Raw genomic sequence first — 20,822 nt, 5'->3', positions numbered from 1 at the left:
GTTGGTTTTGTGCTTAAAGGTGGAGTGGAATTGTAGGATTTGGGGATGGCGCGCCCGATGACAAGCTGCCAAAGAGAACAAAGCACCCCAATCCACAACACACGTTGCAAGAACACCGCGGCACGGGCCTCGCCGCGCCGCCGGCCCGATGGCCCCGGCCCTTCGGACCCCGATTAACCGCGGACTTCGCCCTGCCCCAGCACCACGTACTTGAGCGAGGTCAGGCCTTCGATGCCGACCGGGCCGCGCGCGTGGAACTTGTCGGTGCTGATGCCGATTTCGGCGCCCAGCCCGTACTCGAAACCGTCCGCGAAGCGCGTGCTCGCATTCACCATCACGCTGGCCGAATCGACCTCGCGCAGGAAGCGCTGGGCATTGATGTGGTCGCGCGTGACGATGGCGTCGGTGTGGTGGCTCGAGTAGCGGTTGATGTGCGCAATGGCCTCGTCCAGCCCCGCCACCACCTTGATGCTGATGACGGCGGCCAGGTACTCCTCGGACCAGTCGGACTCGACCGCATCGATCACCTTCGCCTGCGGATGGTGCGCCTCGCTGGCGCGCAGGATCGCGGCGGCGGCCGGGTCGCAGCGCATCTCGACGCCCTTGGCGGCGAAGATGGCGGCGATCTCGGGCAGGAAGTGGTCGGCCACCGAGGCCGCCACCAGCAGGCCTTCGGCGGCGTTGCAGGGGCTGTACTTCTGGGTCTTGGCGTTGTCGACGATGCGCAGCGCCATGTCGAACTCGGCCGTGTCGTCCACGTAGACGTGGCAGTTGCCGTCCAGGTGCTTGATGACGGGCACCTTGGCGTCGCGGCTGATGCGCTCGATCAGGCCCTTGCCGCCGCGCGGAATGATCACGTCGACGAATTCGGGCATGGCGATGAGCTGGCCCACGGCCTCGCGGTCGGTGGTCTGCACCAGCTGCACCGCATCGACCGGCAGGCCGGCTTCGGCCAGCGCCTCGGACACCAGCAGCGCCAGTGCCTTGTTCGAGTCGATGGCCTCCGAGCCGCCGCGCAGGATGGCGGCGTTGCCGCTCTTGATCGCCAGGCTCGCGGCCTCGATGGTCACGTTGGGACGGCTCTCGTAGATCATGCCGAAGACGCCGATCGGCACGCGCATCTGGCCCACGCGGATGCCGCTGGGCTGCTGCTTCATGCCGATGATCTCGCCGATCACGTCGGCCATGCCGGCGAGCTGCTCGCAGCCCTCGGCCACGGTGTCGAGGACCTTGGGCGTGAGCTTGAGCCGGTCGACCATCGGGGCCGACAGGCCGGCGGCCGTGGCGCGCTCCAGGTCCTTTTGATTGGCGACGGCCAGCGCGGGGCCGGCTTCGCGCAGGCGCCGGGCCAGCGCTTTCAGTGCTCTGTTTTTGGTAGCTGCATCCGCACGGGCCATGAGGAATGCAGCGGCTTTGGCTTGCAGACCGAGGGTCTGCATGTGCTCGCTGACGTTGAACGCGTTCATGGCGCGCATTTTCCCACGCGGACCTTCGGCCCGGCTGACGCGGGCCTTTTGATGGCGATCGACGGCGGGGGCGTCAGGCCCGGCGCGGCGCCGCGGCCGTGCTGCAGGCCCGGCACAGCATCAGCGCCAGCCGCTGCAGCGCCTGCCAGCCGCTGGCGGGCCAGTCGGGCTGCTTCAGGCCCTTGCAGATGCCGTCGACCAGGTGGGCTGCGCGCAGCAGCCGGGTCAGCATGCGGTCGTCCAGGCGCGGCAGCACGCGTTCGAAGGCGCGCTCGCGCGGGCCCCAGATGCGGTTCTCGCGCAGCGCCATCGGCAGCGGACGGCCGGCGGCCATGGCGTCCTTCACGCGCTTGAGGGCGCGGATGTCCTCGGCGATCGTGTAGTGCACCAGCACCTCGGCCTCGCCCTCGGCCTGCAGGCCGTCGAGCATGCGCGCCACGCGCTGCGGGTTGCCGGCCAGCACGGCCTCGGAGAGCTTGAACACGTCGTAGCGCGCCACGTTGTTGACGGCGCCCTCGACCTGCTCCCAGCTCAGCTCGCCCGCCGGGTGCAGCAGCGCGAGCTTCTGGATTTCCTGGTGCGCGGCGAGCAGGTTGCCTTCGACACGGTCGGCAAAGAACTGCAGCGTGCGCTGGCCTTCGTCGCCGGGCATCACGCGCTGGTTCTGCAGCCCCAGACGCTGGGCGATCCATTGCGGTAGCGCGGCGCGCTCGATCGGGTCGACCTGGATGCTCACGCCGTTGTTCTCCAGCGCCGAGAACCACGCGCCGGTGCGCGTGGCCTTGTCCAGGCGCGGCAGCATCACCAGCGTGAGCGTGCTGTCGTTGCCGGGCGCGCCCTCGGCCAGCTGCTGCAGGGCGACGCTGCCGTCCTTGCCGGGCTTGCCCGAAGGAATGCGGATCTCGACGATCTGCTTGTCGGCGAACAGCGAGAGCGAGCCCCCGGCCGCGAGCACCGCGCTCCAGTCGAAGTGCGCGCCGGCCACGGTGTACGAGCTGCGCTCGGTGTGGCCCTGGGCGCGCGCGGCGGCGCGGATGGCGTCGGCCGCCTCCTGCGCGAGCAGCGGCTCGTCGCCGTGGATCGTGTAAAGCGGCTTCAGGCCCTTTTGCAGGTGGGCGCCGAGCTGGGCACTGGCAAGTTGCATTGAAAGAACGGAAGCGACGCTTACAGGGACTGCACCGCCGCCAGCCGGCGCATCAGCTGCTGCGCGATGTCGGCCTGCATGTCGCGGAACAGCAGGTCGGCCTCGCCTTCCTTGGCCAGCGCGTTGGTTTCGTTGAAGCTCAGGTCGCGCGTCTGCGAGACCTCGGACGCGGGCAGCAATTCCTTGCCGCCCGGCGTGCGCAGGCTGAAGCGCACGCGCAGGCGCAGCTGCAGCTCGCGCAGCAGGCCGGCGGAGTTGGTCGAGATCACGAAGCGGTCGCGGTCCTCGCCCAGCACGACCAGCACGGCGTCGGCGGTGCTGGCCTCTTCCTTGGGCACCAGCGTCACGTTGCCGGCCGCGCGCAGCTCGCGCCGCAGCTGGTTGATGAGCGCCGTATTGCCTTCGAGCGACAGCGTCTTGAACGCGAAGTTCGGCGCCTTGCGCAGCGCGAAGCCGCAGCCGGACAGGGCCAGCGAAGCGCCTGCCACGCCGAGGCCCAGGAGAAAGCCGCGGCGCGGCTGCGAGGCATTGCGAATGTTCATGCGTCTGTCGTTTCCGTCGTTCTGCAGTGTCGGGTTCAGATGACCACGTTGACCAGGCGCCCGGGCACCACGATCACGCGCTTGGCCGGCGCGCCTTCGGCGAAGTTGACGAAGTCGTCGCAGGCGAGCGCCAGCCGCTCGATCTCGTCCTTCGAGGCACCGGCGGGCACCAGCAGCTTGCCGCGCAGCTTGCCGTTGACCTGCAGCATGAGCTCGACCTCGTCCTGCGCCAGCGCGGCCACGTCGACCACGGGCCAGGGCGCGTCGAGCAGGTCGCCCGATGCCTTGTCGTAGCCGAGCTGCTGCCACAGCTGGTGCGCGATGTGCGGCGTGGCCGGGTACAGGCAGCGCAGCAGGATGCCGAAGCCCTCGCGCGCGGCGGCCGCATCGCCCGCGCTGCCGTCGGACTTGAAGCCCTCGAGCGCGTTGAGCAGCTTCATCGCGCCCGACACCACCGTGTTGTATTGCATGCGCTGGTAGTCGTAGTCGATCTGGCGCAGCACGGTGTGCACCTCGCGGCGCAGCGCCTGGGCGGGCTTGCCGAAGCTCTGGCCGGCGAGCGCCACGGGCGCCACGTCGGCCTGGGCCACGCCGTAGTTCCACACGCGGCGCAGGAAACGGTAGCTGCCTTCGACGGCCGCGTCGTTCCACTCGAGCGTGGCTTCGGGCGGCGCGGTGAACATGGTGTACAGGCGCGCGGTGTCGGCGCCGTACTTCTCGATCAGGTCCTGCGGGTCGACGCCGTTGCGTTCGCTCTTGCCCATCTTGCCCACGCCGCCGTACTCGACCTTCGTGCCGTCGGCCAGCGTGCCGCCGGTGATGCGGCCCTGTGCGTCGAGCACCGCCGTGACTTCGAGCGGCGGGAAGTAGTCCTTGCCGCCCTTCTCGTTGCGCTTGTAGAAGATGTGGTTGAGCACCATGCCCTGCGTGAGCAGCTTGGCGAAGGGCTCGTCGGCCTTCACCAGGCCCAGGTCGCGCATGACCTTGGTCCAGAAGCGCGCGTACAGCAGGTGAAGAATCGCGTGCTCGATGCCGCCGATGTACTGGTCCATCGGCATCCAGTAGTCGGCGCCCTCGGCGACCATGGCTTTGTCGTTGGTCGGGTCGCAGTAGCGCATGAAGTACCACGACGAATCGACGAAGGTGTCCATCGTGTCGGTCTCGCGCCGCGCGGCCTTGCCGCACACCGGGCACACCACGCCGGCGTGGAAGCCTTCGTGCTTGGCCAGCGGGTTGCCCGAGCCGTCGGGCACGCAGTCGGTCGGCAGCACCACGGGCAGGTCCTTTTCGGGGACCGGCACCGCGCCGTGTTCTTCGCAATGGATGATCGGGATCGGCGTGCCCCAGTAGCGCTGGCGGCTCACGCCCCAGTCGCGCAGGCGCCAGGTGGTCTGCAGCTCGCCCAGGTCCTTCTGGCCCAGCGCATGCGCCACGGCGGCCACGGCCTCCTTGTAGGTCATGCCGCTGAAGTTGTCGGAGTTGATGGTCACGCCGCGCTGCTTGTCGCCGTACCAGTCCTGCCACTTGTGATAGTCGAAGTGCGGCTCATCGTCGACCAGCACGACCTGGATGATCTCGATGCCGTACTTGTTGGCGAAGGCGAAGTCGCGCTCGTCGTGCGCGGGCACGCCCATCACGGCGCCGTCGCCGTAGCCGATGAGCACGTAGTTGCCCACCCACACCGGCACCTGCTCCTCGGTGATCGGGTGCTTCACGGTCAGGCCCGTGGGCACGCCCTTCTTCTCTTGCGTGGCGAGCTCGGCCTCGGTCGTGCCGCCGCCCTTGCACTCTTCGATGAAGGCCGCGACCTTGGGGTCGAGCGTGGCGGCGTGCGCGGCCAGCGGGTGCTCGGGCGCGACGGCGCAGAAGGTGACACCCATGATGGTGTCGGCACGCGTGGTGAACACGTACATGCGGCCGTCCTGGATGAGCTTGCCGCCCGCGTCCCGGATGTCATGCGTGAACGCGAAGCGCAGGCCTTCGCTCTTGCCGATCCAGTTTTCCTGCATCAGCTTGACGCGCTCGGGCCAGCCCGGCAGCTTGTGCTGGGTGTGCTCGAGCAGTTCTTCGGCGTAGTCGCTGATCTTCAGGTAGTAGCCGGGGATCTCGCGGCGCTCGACCGTGGCGCCGGTGCGCCAGCCCTTGCCGTCGATCACCTGTTCGTTGGCCAGCACGGTCTGGTCGACCGGGTCCCAGTTCACGACCTGGGTCTTGCGGTAGGCGATGCCCTTTTCGAGCATCTTCAGGAACAGCCACTGGTTCCACTTGTAGTAGCTCGGATCGCAGGTGGCGATCTCGCGGCTCCAGTCGATGGCCAGGCCCATGGCCTGGAGCTGGCCCTTCATGTAGGCGATGTTCTCGTAGGTCCACTTGGCCGGCGGCACGCCGTTCTTCAGCGCCGCGTTCTCGGCCGGCAGGCCGAAGGCGTCCCAGCCCATGGGCATCAGCACGTTGTAGCCGCTCATGCGCAGGTAGCGCGTGAGCATGTCGTTGATCGTGTAGTTGCGCACGTGGCCCATGTGCAGCTTGCCGCTGGGGTACGGCAGCATCGAGCAGGCGTAGTACTTCTTGCGGCTCGCGTCCTCGGTGACACGGTAGACATCGGCGGCGCGCCATTGCGCCTGGGCAGCGGACTCGACGTCGCTGGGTTTGTAGCTGGGGTTCATGACATCTCGGCAGGGCCCGGCTCGACGGCGGCCGGGAAGGCGGATTATCGCGCCGTGCGTGATCGTCCCCCGGGCCCCATGCCGGAATCAGGCCCTTTCCTGCGGCGGCGGGGCAGGCGTCCACTCGTCGCCGAACAGTTCCGGCTCGCTGTAGGCCTGCAGATTCGCCCAGTGGTGGGCCGCATCTTCCCGGTAGAACAGGCTGGCCAGCCCTGCCGCCAGGCGCCGCGCGCCGTCGCTGATGGCCGGGATGTCGCCCGACACCGTGCCGTGCGACAGCGCCGCCGGATAGCAGAAGCAGTGGATGCGCGCGAGGCCCGGGCAGGCGCCGGGCGCGTTTTCCTGGAATTCGAAGGCCGGCCCGAGGTCGGGCGAATCGGCCAGTTCGCGGTCTTCGTCGCCGGGCGCGGGCGTGAAACGGTCTTTCCAGGTACGAATGTGCGCGGCGATGCCCGCGAATTCGGGGCGGGCGGCCCAGTCGACCTGGAAACCGGTCGACACAATCAAAAAGTCGAACTCGAAGTCGCCCTTGGGCGTGGTGACACGCAGCGCTTCGCCCTGCGGCGCCACGGCCAGGATGGGGCAGCCGAAGTTGAAAAAGGCGTTGGCGTGCCGCGACACCCGCAGCGTGCTGCCGTGCGGCGGCGGCACGTTCAGCACGTTGATGTAGTGGCGGATGCGCCATTTCAGTTCGTCGGGCAGGTCGTAGTGCCCCTGCGTGAGCCCCGGCACGCCGGCGCCCTTGCCCTTGTTGACGCGCGGCAGGTCGGGCCGTCGGATCAGCAGCTCGACGCTGTGTGCGCCGGCCTCGAGCGCGGTGGCGGCGCTGTCCATGGCCGAGGAGCCCGCGCCGACCACGCCCACGCGCAGGCCCTTCAGGCGCCCGTAGTCCATCTCGTCGGAGGAATGCGCCCACTTGACGCGCGGCAGGCCGTCCACGAACGCCGGCACGGCCGGGCCGCCCAGGCCGTCGCGGCCGGTGGCCAGCACGACGCGGCGCGCCAGCACACGGCGTTCGCCCTCGGGCGTGCGCAGGTCCAGGCGCACGGCGCTGGCGTCGGGCAGCGGTTGCAAGCCAGTAACAGCGGTGTCGTTGCGCACGTCCACGCCCATCACGCGTCGGTACCAGACCAGGTAGTCCATCCACTGCAGGCGCGGGATCTTGTCCATCGCGGCCCAGGCCTCGGTGCCGAACTGGGCCTCGAACCAGGCGCGGAAGGTCAGCGAGGGCAGCCCCAGCGCCGGGCCCGTGAGTTCCTTGGGCGAGCGCAGGGTTTCCATGCGCGCCGTGGTGGCCCAGGGGCCTTCGCGCCCGGCCGGCGCGCGATCGAAGACCACGGCGCGGATGCCCTGCTGCGCCAGCGCGCCCGCCGCGGCCAGCCCGGCCTGGCCGCCACCGATGATGGCCACGTCGAGCACGGGTTCGCCGTCGACCTGGCGCGGCGGCACCCAGGCGCGGGCGGGCCAGCCGAGGTAGTCGAGGTCCTGGGCGAGCCGGCGTTCGAGCGCGGCGAGGCCGATGGGTGCGGCGGAAGGAGCGGAAGGGGAGAAAGCGGTGTCGTCGGTGGTCATCGGTCGGGGGTCGGGGCGGCAGCGCCCCGCCCTGCTGAATTTACCCACTTCCGCGCGGCGCCCGCCTGCAACAGCGTACCGCTGGCCCGGATTTCGCATGCCACAATGAATTTCGACCACAGGGGCAGGCATGAGCGGCAGCAACGGCGAATGGTGGCGGGGCGCGGTGATCTACCAGATCTATCCGCGCAGCTTCATGGACAGCAACGGCGACGGCGTCGGCGACCTGCCCGGCATCACGTCGAAGCTCGACCACGTCGCCCGCCTGGGCGTCGACGCGGTCTGGGTCTCGCCCTTCTTCCGCTCCCCCATGAAGGACTTCGGCTACGACGTGGCCGACTACCGCGCCGTCGATCCGCTGTTCGGCACGCTGGCCGACTTCGACGCCATGCGCGCACGCATGCACGCGCTGGGCCTGAAGCTCATCATCGACCAGGTGCTCTCGCACACCTCCGACCAGCACGCCTGGTTCGCCGAAAGCCGCAGCTCGCGCGACAACCCCAAGGCCGACTGGTACGTGTGGGCCGACCCCCAACCCGACGGCACGCCGCCCACCAACTGGCTCTCGGTCTTCGGCGGTTCGGCCTGGCAGTGGGACTCGCGCCGGCGGCAGTACTACCTGCACAGCTTCCTGGCCGAGCAGCCCGACCTCAACTTCCATTGCGCCGAAGTCCAGGACGCGCTGCTCGGCGAGGTGCGCTTCTGGTGCGAACGCGGCGTGGACGGCTTCCGCTTCGACGCCTGCAACCACCAGTTCCACGACGCGCTGCTGCGCGACAACCCGCCGGCCACGGTCGAGTCGATGGGCGAGGTCAGCACCGTGCGCGCCGACAACCCGTATGCGATGCAGGTCCACCTGTACGACAAGAGCCAGCCCGAGAACCTCGTGTTCCTCGAGCGCCTGCGCCAGCTGCTCGACGGCTACGGCGCGGTCGCGCTGGGCGAGGTCGGCGACGAGAACGCGCCCCCGGTCATGGCGCAGTACACCGAACGCGGCAAGCGCCTGCACCTGGCCTACAGCTTCAGCCTGCTCACGGCCGACCACAGCCCGAAGCACCTGCGCCACCAGGTCGAGTCGCTCGACACCGCACTGGCCGTGACGGGCGGCTGGGGCTGCTGGGCGGTGTCGAACCACGACGTGCCGCGCGTCGCCACGCGCTGGAACGACGGCCAGGCACCCGACACGCGCCGCGACCGGCTCTGGCTGGCGCTGCTGCTGGCGCTGCGCGGCAGCGCCAGCCTCTACCAGGGCGAAGAGCTCGGCCTGCCCGAGGCCGAGGTGCCCTTCGAATTGCTGCAAGACCCCTACGGCCGTGCCTTCTGGCCCGAGTTCAAGGGCCGCGACGGCTGCCGCACACCGATGCCCTGGACCGCCGACGCGCCGAATGCCGGCTTCAGCACCGGCACGCCCTGGCTGCCGGTGGACGGCGCCCACCTGCCGCTGGCCGTCGAGCAGCAGGAGGCCGACCCCGGCTCGATGCTCGCCTTCAGCCGCGCGCTGCTGCACTGGCGGCGCACGCAGCCGCTGCTGCGCACGGGCGCGCTGGCGTTCGTCGATGCGCCCGCGCCGCTGCTGCACATCGTGCGAAGCGAGGGGGACGCGGTGCTGCATGCGATCTTCAATACGGGGAGCGAACCGGTGTCGATTCCGCTGCCCGAGCCGCTGGTGCCGCTGGCCGGCCACCCGCTCGCGCCGACCGCGACCGTCACCGCCGCTCCAAAGCCCCTGCTGACATTGGCGCCTTATGGCGTGTGCTTCGGCACGCCTGCCGAAGCAGGAGGACGCTGAACCCCATGCCACCTTCTCCTTTTCTCCAAGCTGCCGACATCCAGGCGCTGATGCGCGCCGAGCATGGCGATCCGTTCGCCGTGCTCGGCCCCCACGAGACCGCCGACGGCCTCGAGGTGCGCGCGCTGATGCCCGGCGCGCGGCAGGTGGCCGTGGTGCATTCGCGCACCGGCTGGCCGCTGTCGATCCTTGCGCGGCACGAAGGCTCCGACCTGTTCAGCGGCCTCGTGCCCGCGGCCGAGGCGCGCATGGGCTACTCGTTCCAGGTCGACTGGGAGACCGGGCACGCCTCGCGGCTCGAAGACCCCTACCGCTTTCCGTTCGTGCTCGGCGAGACCGACGTGTGGCTGCTGGCCGAGGGCACGCACCTGCGGCCCTGGGAGCGCCTGGGCGCGCACCTGCGCGAGATCGACGGCGTGAAGGGCGTGGCCTTTGCCGTCTGGGCGCCGAATGCGCGGCGCGTGTCGGTGGTCGGCGACTTCAACAACTGGGACGGCCGGCGCCACATGATGCGGCTGCGCCGCGAGTGCGGCGTGTGGGAGATCTTCGCGCCGCACGTGGCGACCGGCGACAGCTACGAGTTCGAGATCCTTTCAGCGCGCGGCGAGGTGCTGCGCAAGGCCGACCCCTTCGCGTTCTCGTCGCAGTTGCGCCCCGGCACCGCCTGCGTCGTGGCGCCGCTGCCCGCGCCCGTGCCGATGCCCGCCGGGCGCGCCGAGGCCAACGCGCACCAGGCGCCGATCAGCATCTACGAAGTGCACCTGGGCTCGTGGCGCCGCAAGCACCATGGCCAGGAATGGCTGGACTACCGCGAGCTGGCCGACACGCTCGTGCCCTATGTGCGCGACATGGGCTTCACGCACATAGAGTTGCTGCCCATCACCGAGCACCCCTTCGACGGCTCGTGGGGCTACCAGCCCATCGGCCTGTATGCGCCGACCTCGCGCTTCGGCACGCCCGGCGACTTCCGCCATTTCGTCGAAGCCGCGCATGCCGCGGGGCTGGGCGTGATCCTCGACTGGGTGCCCGCGCACTTTCCGACCGACGCGCACGGCCTGGGCAACTTCGACGGCACCGCGCTGTACGAGTACGCCGATCCGCGCGAGGGTTTCCACAACGACTGGCAGACGCTGATCTTCAACTACGCGCGCACGGAGGTGCGCAACTACCTCGTCGGCAATGCGCTGTACTGGCTGGAGCGCTACGGCGTGGACGGCCTGCGCGTGGATGCGGTGGCGTCGATGCTGTACCGCGACTACAGCCGCAAGGCCGGCGAGTGGGTGCCGAATGCGCAGGGCGGGCGCGAGAACCTGGAGGCCATCGATTTCCTGCGCCGCATGAACCGCGTGGTGGGCGTGGAGCGTCCGGGGGCTGTGACCATCGCGGAAGAGTCGACGAGCTTTCCCGGTGTGACGCAGCCGCCGGAAGACGGCGGGCTGGGGTTTCACTACAAGTGGAACATGGGGTGGATGAACGACACGCTGGCGTATGCGGGGACCGATCCGGTCTACCGCAAGCACCATCACCAGCAGATCACCTTCGGGCTGATGTACGCGCACAGCGAGAACTTCGTGTTGCCGCTGTCGCATGACGAAGTGGTGCACGGCAAGGGGTCGATGATCGGGCGTATGCCTGGAGACGAGTGGCAGAAGTTCGCGGGGTTGCGCAATCTGTATGGGTACCTCTGGGCTTATCCGGGGAAGAAGCTGCTGTTCATGGGAGGGGAGTTTGCGCAGTACGCGGAGTGGAATGCGGATCGCGGGTTGGACTGGCATTTGCTCGAGCATGCGGGGCATCAAGGGGTGCGGCGGTTGGTGCGCGATCTGAACAATGTGTATCGGCACTTTCCTGCTTTGCATGAGCTGGACCACGAGGGGGCTGGGTTCGAGTGGCTGGTGCATGACGATGTGGCGCAGTCGGTGTTTGCGTTTGTTCGGCGGGCTCGGGATGGGGGGGTTGTTGTGGTGGTTTGCAACTTCACGCCTGTGCCTCGGCTTGGGTATCGGTTGGGGGTGCCTGTGGCTGGTTCTTACCGGGAGGTCATCAATACGGATGGGGTTGTGTATGGGGGGAGTGGGGTTGGGAACGGGGTTGTCGAGAGTTCTCCGATGGGGTGGCATGGGAAGGCGGATTCGGTTGTTGTCAGCTTGCCGCCGCTCGCTACTTTGATGTGGGTGTTGGCTTGAAACGCTCTGGGCTGGTTTTTGTTCCGGGGCCGGGTCTCGGCCCGGCGGCCGACCTACTTTTCTTTGCTTCGCCAAAGAAACGTAGGCAAAAGAAAGGCGACCCTGCTGTCTGCGTCCCTCCGCTTCGCTACGGGCAACCTGCGGTGCTCACGTTTCGCGGGGTCTCGCCCAAACTCGCTTCGCTCAAACAAGGGCGAGCCCTGATCCGCGAAACGCTGCGCTCCTCGGCGCATACAGAAGGGATTTGGATACCAACGGGCCATCGCTTCGCTCGGCCAGTGGGCCGCAGCAGGCGCTTTGCGCCTGCTGCGGCGGGGATTGGTCGCGACGTTGGTTGGAACATGAGCGCAAGCGCACGCGCGGGTGCAGATGTGCTTACGAGCACCAACACGAGCATGAACACGGGATTCGGCTGTTGGCAACTGCCGGGCCGAGCGAAGCGACGGCCCGCCCGATATCAAAGCCCCTCGGGCTGCGCCGAGGAGCGCAGTGTTTCGCGGATCAGGGCTCGCAGCTGTTTGAGCGAAGCGAGTTCTGCGAGACCCCGCGAAACGCGAGCACCGCAGGTTGCCCGTAGCGAAGCGAAGGGTCGCAGACAGTGGGGTCGCCTTTCTTTGCTTACTTTCTTTGGCGAAGCAAAGAAAGTAAGTCGCCCGCCGGGGCGAGTCCCGGCCTCGGGAAGCAAAAGCCGCCAGGGGTTCAAAGCATGCTGAGCCCAGGCCACCCCTACCCCCTAGGCGCAACGCTCACTGGGCAAGGCGTCAACTTCGCCCTCACAGCGCCATCAGCCAGCAAAGTAGAACTCTGCCTCTTCGACAGCACAGGCAAGAGCGAACAACAGCGCCTACCGCTCCCAGAGTGCACAGACGGCATTTGGCACGGCCTGCTTCCCAACGCAAGAACAGGCCTGATCTACGGCTACCGAGTCCACGGCCCCTGGTCCCCCCAAGAGGGCAAGCGCTTCAACCCCGCCAAGCTCCTCCTCGACCCTTACGCCCGAGAAATCCTCGGCCACTACAACGGCAGCGATCTCTTCCTGGGCCACGCCCCCACAGCCCCGACCCAACGCGACCACAGAGACAACGCCCCCATCGCCCTCAAAGCCCGCGTCACAGCACCCAGCAACACACCCCAAACAACAGGCCAGGCCCACATCCCCCCCACAGACCGCGTCCTGTACGAGCTGCACATCCGCAGCCTCACCCACCAGCACCCAGGCGTTCCCGAACCGCTCAGAGGCACCTACGCAGGCCTCGCAGAACCCGCCCTCCTCGACCACCTGCAACGCCTGGGCATCACCACCCTCAGCCTCATGCCCGTGCAGCACCGCGCCGACGAACAGCGCCTGCTCGCCAAGGGCCTGACCAACCACTGGGGCTACAACACCATCGGCTGGTTCGCCCCCGAGGCGCGTTTCTGGAGCGGCCGCCCCGGCACCACGCCTGCCAGCGAGTTCCGCGCCATGGCCGATGCGGTGCACGCGCGCGGCATGGAGCTGGTGATCGACGTGGTCTACAACCACAGCGCCGAAAGCGACGAACTCGGCCCCACGCTCTCGCTGCGCGGCATCGACAACGCCCTGTACTACCACCTGCGCCCGGACGACCGCGCCCTGTACGAGAACTGGGCCGGCACGGGCAACTGCCTCAACCTCGGCGAGCCGCGCGTGCTGCAGCTCGTGATGGACAGCCTGCGCTTCTGGGCCTGCGAGATGGGCGTCGACGGCTTCCGCTTCGACCTCGCCCCGGTGCTGGGCCGCGACGCACAACGCGGCTTCGATGCGCGCGCGCCCTTCTTCGCGGCGATGGCGCAAGACCCGGTGCTGTCGCGCACGCTGCGCATCGCCGAGCCCTGGGACATCGGCCCCGGCGGCTACCGGCTCGGCGAGTTCCCGCCCGGCTGGCTCGAATGGAACGACCGCTTCCGCGACACGCAACGCGGCTTCTGGCTGCGCCAGGGGCGCGAGGGCGCCGCCGGCCTGGGCGACTTCGCGCACCGCTTCACGGCCTCCAGCGCGAGCTTCGCGCACGATGGCCGCGCACCGACCGCGAGCGTCAACTTCATCACCGCGCACGACGGCTTCACGCTGCGTGACCTCGTGAGCTACGAGCAACGCCACAACCTCGCCAACGGCGAAGACAACCGCGACGGCCATGCGCACAACCTGAGCACCAACTGCGGCGTCGAAGGCCCGAGCGACGACCCGGCCGTGCGCGCACTGCGGGCTCGCCTGCAACGCACGCTGCTCGCAGCGCTCCTGTTGTCGCAGGGCACGCCGATGCTGCTGGCCGGCGACGAGCTCGGCCACAGCCAGGGCGGCAACAACAACGCCTACTGCCAGGACAACGAGACCACCTTGCTCGGCTGGATCGGCCTCTCCGACCCGGCCAGCGAACGCGCGCGCCTGACAGCCTTCGTCGCGCGGCTCACCGCGCTGCGGCGCGAGGCGCCGGCGCTGCGCAGCGCGCGCTGGTGGCCGGCCGAACCGACGGCCGACGGCGCACCGCCGGGCCTGCGCTGGCTGCGCCCCGATGGCCTGCCGATGACGCCGGCCGACTGGCACGCAGGCACGGCCCTTGCGATCCTTTTCGAGAGTGCCGAGGACGCCTGGCTGGTGCTGGTGAATGCGGGCCCGAGCCCCGTCGCCTTCACGTTGCCGGAGGGCGACTGGCGCTGCTGCCTGGCCACCGATGCCGAAGACCCCGACGCCTTGCGCTGCGCGCCCCGCCCGCTGGGCCGCGCGGTGGAGGTGCCGGTTTCGAGCCTCTGGCTTGCAAGAACGTAGGAGCCAAGCCCACGGCACAGTGCCAGACTCGGTGCGGACACTCTGACGACGACGACGAATTCAACAAGCGAACGAACGAACGGAGACACAGATGGACAAGCTCAACACCCAGGGAACCCAGGCCCCGCAGCCCCCCCTGCAGGCCCATCAACTGGTCCGCCGCACCATCGCGCTGGTGCTGGCCGGCGGCCGGGGCTCCCGCCTCAAGCAGCTCACCGACCGGCGCGCCAAGCCGGCCGTGTACTTCGGCGGCAAGTTCCGCATCATCGATTTCGCGCTGTCCAACTGCCTGAACTCCGGCATCCGACGCATGGCGGTGGTCACGCAGTACAAGTCGCACTCGCTCATGCGCCACCTGCAGCGCGGCTGGAGCTTTCTGCGCGCCGAGCTCAACGAGATGGTCGACGTGCTGCCCGCGCAGCAGCGCATGGGCGACGAGCACTGGTACCGCGGCACGGCCGACGCGGTGTACCAGAACCTGGACATCATCCAGACCCGCTCCACGCCGCACGACTACGTGGTGGTGCTGGCCGGCGACCACATCTACAAGATGGACTACTCCATCATGCTCAAGGACCACGCCGAGCGCGGCCTGGGCTGCACGGTCGGCTGCATCGAGGTGCCGCGCCACGAGGCCACGGCCTTCGGCGTGATGGCGGTGGACGACGGCCGCCAGATCACCAGCTTCCTCGAGAAGCCCGCCGACCCGCCCGCCATGCCCGGCCACCCCGACCTGGCGCTGGCCAGCATGGGCATCTACATCTTCGACTCGGCCTACCTGTACCGGCTGCTCGAGGAAGACAACGCCAACCCCGACTCGAGCCACGACTTCGGCAAGGACATCATCCCGCGCGCCGTGGCCGAGGGCCGCGCGCTGGCGCATCCGTTCAGCATGTCGTGCGTCACGCGCGCCTCGCGCGGGCCCGACGCCAAGGCCTACTGGCGCGACGTGGGCACGATTGATGCATTCTGGGCTGCCAACCTCGACCTGGCCTCGATCACCCCGGAGCTCGACATCTATGACACGGACTGGCCCATCTGGACCTACCAGCGGCAGCTGCCGCCGGCCAAGTTCGTGCTCGACCGCGAGGGCCGCCACGGCATGACGGTCAACACCATCGTCTCGGGCGGCTGCATCGTCTCCGGCTCGAAGGTGAGCAGCTCGGTGCTGTTCTCGGGCGTGCGCATCCACTCCTTCTGCGAGATCAACGAGGCCGTGCTGCTGCCCGACGTCGAAGTGGGCCGCGGCTGCCGGCTCAACCGCGTGGTGATCGACCGCGCCTGCGTGATCCCCGACGACACGGTGATCGGCGAAGACGCCGAGGCCGACGCCGCCCGCTTCGAGCGCACGGAAACCGGCGTGGTGCTGGTCACGCGCGAAATGCTCAAGCGGCTCGCACCGGACCCCGCGCCCGCGACCGCCGCCTGATCGACCGCACCACCATGCGCATCCTCCAGGTCAGCGCCGAGCTGTTTCCCCTCCTGAAGACCGGCGGCCTGGCGGACATCGCCGGCGCCCTGCCCCTGGCGCTCATGGCCGCGGGGCAGGACGCGCGCGCGCTGCTGCCGGGCTTTCCCGCCATCGTGGCCGGCGTGCGCGACCTGGCGCCCGTGGCCGAGTTCACCGCGCCCTGGGGCGAGCGCTTCGGCCTGCGCGCCGGGCACGTCGCCATCGCCGGCGCGCCGCCGATTCCCACCTACGTGATCGACGCGCCCGCGCTGTACGACCGGCCCGGCAATCCGTACGAAGACACCACGCGCCAGCCCTACGGCGACAACCACCGGCGCTTCGCGCTGCTGGGCTGGGCGGCGGCGCAGCTCGCGCAGGGGCTCGACCCCGGCTGGCGGCCCGACATCGTGCACGCGCACGACTGGCACGCGGCGCTCGCGCCCGCCTACCTGGCCTTCGCGCGGCGCGCGGGCGGCCCGCGCACGGGCAGCGTGTTCACGGTGCACAACCTGGCCTACCAGGGCGTGTTCGCGCCCTGGCACTTCGCCGAGCTCGGCCTGCCGGCGTCGGCCTTCCACATGAACGGGCTGGAGTACCACGGCCAGATCTCCTTCATGAAGGGCGGCCTCTACTTCGCCGACCAGCTCACCACCGTGAGCCCCACCTACGCCCTCGAGATCCAGACGCCCGAGCAGGGCTGCGGCCTCGACGGCCTGCTGCGCCAGCGCAGCAACGTGCTCAGCGGCATCCTCAACGCGGTGGACGACCAGGTCTGGAACCCGTCCACCGACGCCGCGCTGGTGCAGGGCTACCAGGCGCCCGAGGGCCGCCACATGGCCGGCAAGGCGCGTTGCAAGTCGGTGCTGCAGCGCCAGCTGGGACTGGCCGAGCGCCCCGATGCGCCGCTGTTCATCGTGGTGAGCCGGCTCACCGAACAGAAGGGCCTGCACCTCGTGCTCGGCGGCCTCGACACGCTGCTCGCGCAGGGCGGCCAGCTCGCGCTGCTGGGCAGCGGCGAAGGCTGGCTCGAAGAGGCCTTCCGCCAGCGCGCGGCGGCGGCGCCCGCCTCGGTGAGCGTCACCATCGGCTACGACGAGACGCTGGCGCACCAGCTCTTCGGCGCGGGCGACGTGACGATCGTGCCTTCGCTGTTCGAGCCCTGCGGCCTCACGCAGATGTACGGACTGAAGTACGGCAGCCTGCCGCTGGTGCGCCGCGTCGGCGGGCTGGCCGACACCGTCGTCGACTGCACGCTGGAAGACATGGCCAGCGGCGCCGCCACCGGCTTCGTGTTCGACCGCTTCGAGGACGCCGACTACGACCGCGCCCTGCGCCGCGCCTTCGCGCTGTACGAGCGCGCCGCCGACTGGCGCCGCGTGCGCGGCAACGCCATGCGGCGCCCGGCCGACTGGGGCACGGCGGCGGCGCAGTACATCGATGTGTACCAACGGGCGTTGGCCTGAAGCCCCCGCCCCACACCCCACCACCCACTCCGGGAACGCCTCCATGACGATCAAGGACTTCGCCTACGACCACCCCGACCGCGACGTTGCCGCCTTCAAGCGCGCGGTGGCCAACAAGCTGATCTACGCCGTCGGCAAGGACCCCGTGGCCGCCAGCCCCGACGACTGGCTGCACGCCACCGCGCTGGCCGTGCGCGACCAGCTCGTCGAGCGCTGGATGACGACCACGCGCGCCAACTACGCGCAGGACCTCAAGCGCGTGTATTACCTCTCGATGGAGTTCCTCATCGGGCGCACCTTCACCAACGCGCTGCTCGCCGTTGACCTGTACGGCACCGTGCGCGAGGCGCTGGCCGACTTCGGCGTCGACATGGCGGCACTGGCCGAGCGCGAGCCCGATGCGGCGCTCGGCAACGGCGGCCTGGGGCGACTCGCGGCCTGCTTCCTCGATTCGATGGCCACGCTCGGCGTGCCCGGCATGGGCTACGGCATCCGCTACGAGTACGGCATGTTCCGCCAGCGCATCGTCGACGGCCAGCAGGTCGAAACGCCCGACTACTGGCTCACGCGCGGCAACCCGTGGGAGTTCCAGCGGCCCGAGGTGAACTACCGCGTGCGCTTCGGCGGCCACGTGCAAAAGCGCGAAGGCAAGAACGCGCCCTACGGCGCAGCCGACTGGGTCGACACGCACGACGTGCTCGCCGTGGCCTACGACACCATCATTCCCGGCTACGGCACGCAGGCCACCAACACCTTGCGCCTGTGGTCGGCGCGCGCCACCGAGGAGATCGACCTGTCGGCCTTCAACCGCGGCAACTACATGGCGGCGGTGGAGAGCAAGAACCACTCCGAGAACGTCTCGCGCGTGCTCTACCCCGACGACTCCACGCCCTCGGGCCGCGAGCTGCGGCTGCACCAGGAGTACTTCTTCTGCAGCGCCAGCGTGCAAGACCTGCTGCGCCGCTACCTGCGCAACCACACGAGCTTCGACCAGCTGTCCGACAAGGTCAGCATCCACCTGAACGACACGCACCCGGTGCTGGCCGTGCCCGAGCTCATGCGCCTGCTGCTCGACGAGCACGGCCTGGCGTGGGACGTGGCCTGGGGCCACACGCAGAAGGTATTCAGCTACACCAACCACACGCTGATGCACGAGGCCCTGGAAACCTGGCCGGTCGAGATGCTGGGGCGCATCCTGCCGCGCCACCTGCAGATCCTGTACGACATCAACGCGAAGTTCCTGGCCGCCGTGACGCAGACGCACGGCCAGGACGTCGAGCTGGTGCGCCGCCTCTCGCTGATCGACGAGACCGGCGAACGCCGCGTGCGCATGGCCTACGTGGCGGTGCTCGCCAGCCATTCGGTGAACGGCGTGTCGGGGCTGCACTCGGAGCTGATGAAGCAGTCGATCTTTGCCGACTTCGCGAAGATCTTTCCCGAGCGCTTCAACAACAAGACCAACGGCGTCACGCCGCGCCGCTGGCTCGCGCAGGCCAACCCGCCGCTGGCCGCACTGCTCGACCAGCGCATCGGCAAGGGCTGGCGGCGCGACCTGTCGCAGCTCGAAGCGCTGCGCCCGATGGTCGCGCAGCCCGCCTTCGTGCGCGCCTTTCGCCATGCCAAGCGCGAGAACAAGCTGCGGCTGGCCAACTGGGTCGGCGAGCACCTGAAGCTCGACCTGGACACCGACGCGATGTTCGACGTGCAGGTCAAGCGCATCCACGAGTACAAGCGGCAGCTGCTCAACGTGCTGCACGTGATCGCGCGCTATCACCGCATCCTCGATGCGCAGGCCAGCGGCACGCCGGCCGACATCGTGCCGCGCGTGGTCGTGTTCGCGGGCAAGGCGGCCTCGGCCTATGCGATGGCCAAGCAGGTGATCCGGCTCATCAACGACGTGGCGGCCACCGTGAACGCCGACGCGCGTGTCGGCAAGCTGCTGAAGGTGGTGTTCCTGCCGAACTACAGCGTGAGCCTGGCCGAGATCATCATGCCGGCGGCCGACCTGTCGGAGCAGATTTCCACCGCGGGCACGGAAGCCTCGGGCACCGGCAACATGAAGTTCGCACTCAACGGCGCGCTCACCATCGGCACGCTCGACGGCGCCAATGTCGAGATGCGCGAGAACGTCGGCCCCGAGAACATCTTCATCTTCGGCCACACTACGCCCGAGGTGGCCGACATCCGCGCCCGCGGCTACCAGCCGCGCGAGATCTACGAGGAGAACGCCGAACTGAAACGCGTGCTCGATGCCATTCGCGACGGCGCGTTCTCGCCGGGCGAGCCGGCGCGCTACCAGGGCATCTACGACGCGCTCGTGAACTGGGGCGACCACTACCTGCTGCTGGCCGACTACGCGAGCTATGTCGCGAAGCAGGCCGAGGTCGATGCGCTGTACCGCGACGCGGAGGCGTGGACGCGCATGGCGATCCTCAACGTGGCGGGGATGGGGGCGTTCTCGTCGGACCGGACGATCGCCGAATACGCCCACGAGATCTGGCACACGAAGCCCGTGGTGCTCAGCTGAGGCGAGCGGGCCGGGCCCGCAAGGTCAGCGCGGCTTGGCGGGCGCCGCCTCGGCCTCGGTCACGAACCCGATGCGGCTCAGCCCGGCCTTGTTCGCGATGCCCATGAGCGCCACCACCTTGCCGTAGGGCACGGTCTGGTCGGCGCGCAATTGCACCTCGGTGTCCTTGCTGTCGGCGGCGGCTTTTTCGAGCTGGGCGGTCAGCTCGTCGTCGGTCACCGGCTTGTCGTTCAGGAAGACCTTGCCCGAGGCATCGACCGACAGGCTCACGAACTTCGGCGTGTCGTTGGGCTGGCCCGCGTCGGTCTGCGGCAGGTCGAGCTTGATCGAGCTGGCCATCAGCGGTGCGGTGATGATGAAGATCACCAGCAGCACCAGCATCACGTCGACCAGCGGCGTGACGTTGATGTCGGACAGCGGCCGCTGCCCGCCCGCGCCCATGGCCCGCCCGCCGCCTGCGGCGCTGCTGCCCAGTGAGGTGCGTCCGAAGGCCATGGTGTGCGTCGTTCCTTAGACGGGCATTGGTCGCGCGGGCGGCGGTGCAGCGGGTGCCGGCGCTTCGCCGAAGCTGCCGAGCAGATCGTGCGCGAAGCCTTCGAGCTCGGCCTCGACGCGGCCCACGACACGGCCGAAGACGTTGTAGGCCAGCACGGCCGGAATGGCGACCGCGAGGCCGAAGGCCGTCATGACGAGCGCCTCGCCGACCGGCCCGGCCACCTTGTCGATGGTGAAGCCGCCGGTCTGGCCCGCGATGCCCGCGAGCGCGCCATAGATGCCCCAGACGGTGCCGAGCAGGCCGACGAAGGGCGCGGTGGCGCCCACGGTGGCCAGCAGGATCTGCCCGGCTTGCAGGCGCCGCAGCGCGCCGTGCAGCGCGCCACGCAGCACGCGCGTGAGGCGCTGGTTGCGGTCGACCGTGGCGCCCAGCGTGCCGCCGGGCGCTTCGGTGGCGGCCTGGCGCAACGCGGCCACGGCGGGACGCACGAGTTCGGCGCGGTCGAAGGCTTGCAGCTTCTGCTCGGCCTCGACCAGGGTGGCCGACTGCCAGAAGGCGGCGATGCTGCGCAGCACGTCGCGCGTGCCGCCGCGCAGCAGCCAGGCTTTCCAGAGGATCACGACCCAGCTGGCGATCGACATCGCGAGCAGCAGCGCGGCCACCGAACGGCTGACGCCGTCACCGTGGGTCAGCAGTTCGAGCACGCTCATCCGCGTCCTTGGTTTTGTGCGCCTGG

At 69.2% G+C, this 20,822-nt stretch carries 13 protein-coding genes; 6 read left to right on the top strand and 7 right to left on the bottom strand.

The window, feature by feature from the left end:
* Positions 1–173 precede the first annotated feature (173 nt).
* The 5 genes from AC57B8_RS11925 to AC57B8_RS11905 form a co-directional block, all read right to left on the bottom strand.
* A complete protein-coding gene (locus AC57B8_RS11925) occupies positions 174–1,466 on the bottom strand; it encodes a glutamate-5-semialdehyde dehydrogenase (protein ID WP_493195438.1) in 1,293 nt (430 codons plus the stop codon).
* A 73-nt stretch (positions 1,467–1,539) separates the two neighbouring features.
* A complete protein-coding gene (gene holA, locus AC57B8_RS11920) occupies positions 1,540–2,610 on the bottom strand; it encodes a DNA polymerase III subunit delta (RefSeq protein WP_062477727.1) in 1,071 nt (356 codons plus the stop codon).
* A 20-nt stretch (positions 2,611–2,630) separates the two neighbouring features.
* Positions 2,631–3,152, bottom strand: a complete 522-nt coding sequence (locus tag AC57B8_RS11915; RefSeq protein WP_062477729.1) for an LPS-assembly lipoprotein LptE — start codon at positions 3,150–3,152, stop codon at positions 2,631–2,633.
* Positions 3,153–3,187: 35 nt separating this feature from the next.
* Positions 3,188–5,818: a leucine--tRNA ligase gene (gene leuS / locus AC57B8_RS11910; protein ID WP_496479704.1), complete on the bottom strand. Its 2,631-nt coding sequence runs from the start codon at positions 5,816–5,818 to the stop codon at positions 3,188–3,190.
* 87 nt (positions 5,819–5,905) lie between these two features.
* Complete coding sequence (locus AC57B8_RS11905; protein ID WP_496479703.1) at positions 5,906–7,390, bottom strand: FAD-dependent oxidoreductase; 1,485 nt, start codon at positions 7,388–7,390, stop codon at positions 5,906–5,908.
* Positions 7,391–7,520: 130 nt separating this feature from the next.
* On the opposite strand from AC57B8_RS11905, the gene AC57B8_RS11900 reads away from it, so the two are divergent.
* The 6 genes from AC57B8_RS11900 (at position 7,521) to AC57B8_RS11875 (ending at position 19,590) form a co-directional block, all read left to right on the top strand.
* Positions 7,521–9,179, top strand: a complete 1,659-nt coding sequence (locus AC57B8_RS11900; RefSeq protein WP_496479702.1) for an alpha-amylase family glycosyl hydrolase — start codon at positions 7,521–7,523, stop codon at positions 9,177–9,179.
* A 5-nt stretch (positions 9,180–9,184) separates the two neighbouring features.
* Positions 9,185–11,365: a 1,4-alpha-glucan branching protein GlgB gene (gene glgB, locus AC57B8_RS11895; protein WP_496479701.1), complete on the top strand. Its 2,181-nt coding sequence runs from the start codon at positions 9,185–9,187 to the stop codon at positions 11,363–11,365.
* Between the two features lie 706 nt (positions 11,366–12,071).
* Positions 12,072–14,150: a glycogen debranching protein GlgX gene (glgX, locus tag AC57B8_RS11890; protein ID WP_496479700.1), complete on the top strand. Its 2,079-nt coding sequence runs from the start codon at positions 12,072–12,074 to the stop codon at positions 14,148–14,150.
* Positions 14,151–14,241: 91 nt separating this feature from the next.
* Positions 14,242–15,579, top strand: coding sequence for a glucose-1-phosphate adenylyltransferase (gene glgC / locus AC57B8_RS11885; protein ID WP_496479699.1), 1,338 nt, complete (start codon positions 14,242–14,244; stop codon positions 15,577–15,579).
* Between the two features lie 14 nt (positions 15,580–15,593).
* The gene (gene glgA, locus AC57B8_RS11880) at positions 15,594–17,063 is read left to right on the top strand and encodes a glycogen synthase GlgA (RefSeq protein ID WP_496479698.1); all 1,470 of its coding nucleotides are present in this window, start codon (positions 15,594–15,596) and stop codon (positions 17,061–17,063) included.
* A 43-nt stretch (positions 17,064–17,106) separates the two neighbouring features.
* On the top strand, positions 17,107–19,590 hold the full coding sequence (locus tag AC57B8_RS11875) for a glycogen/starch/alpha-glucan phosphorylase (RefSeq protein ID WP_496479697.1): 2,484 nt from the start codon (positions 17,107–17,109) through the stop codon (positions 19,588–19,590).
* 24 nt (positions 19,591–19,614) lie between these two features.
* On the opposite strand, the gene AC57B8_RS11870 is transcribed toward AC57B8_RS11875, so the two are convergent.
* On the bottom strand, positions 19,615–20,085 hold the full coding sequence (locus AC57B8_RS11870; protein ID WP_095743305.1) for an ExbD/TolR family protein: 471 nt from the start codon (positions 20,083–20,085) through the stop codon (positions 19,615–19,617).
* 15 nt (positions 20,086–20,100) lie between these two features.
* On the bottom strand, positions 20,101–20,796 hold the full coding sequence (locus AC57B8_RS11865) for a MotA/TolQ/ExbB proton channel family protein (protein ID WP_095743304.1): 696 nt from the start codon (positions 20,794–20,796) through the stop codon (positions 20,101–20,103).
* Positions 20,797–20,822 lie beyond the last annotated feature (26 nt).

This window comes from Variovorax sp. BGA-UO-ETr-C22, assembly GCF_059567965.1.
The sequence above is the reverse complement of the archived record's forward strand: the minus strand, read 5'-3'. Positions and strand labels throughout refer to the sequence as shown.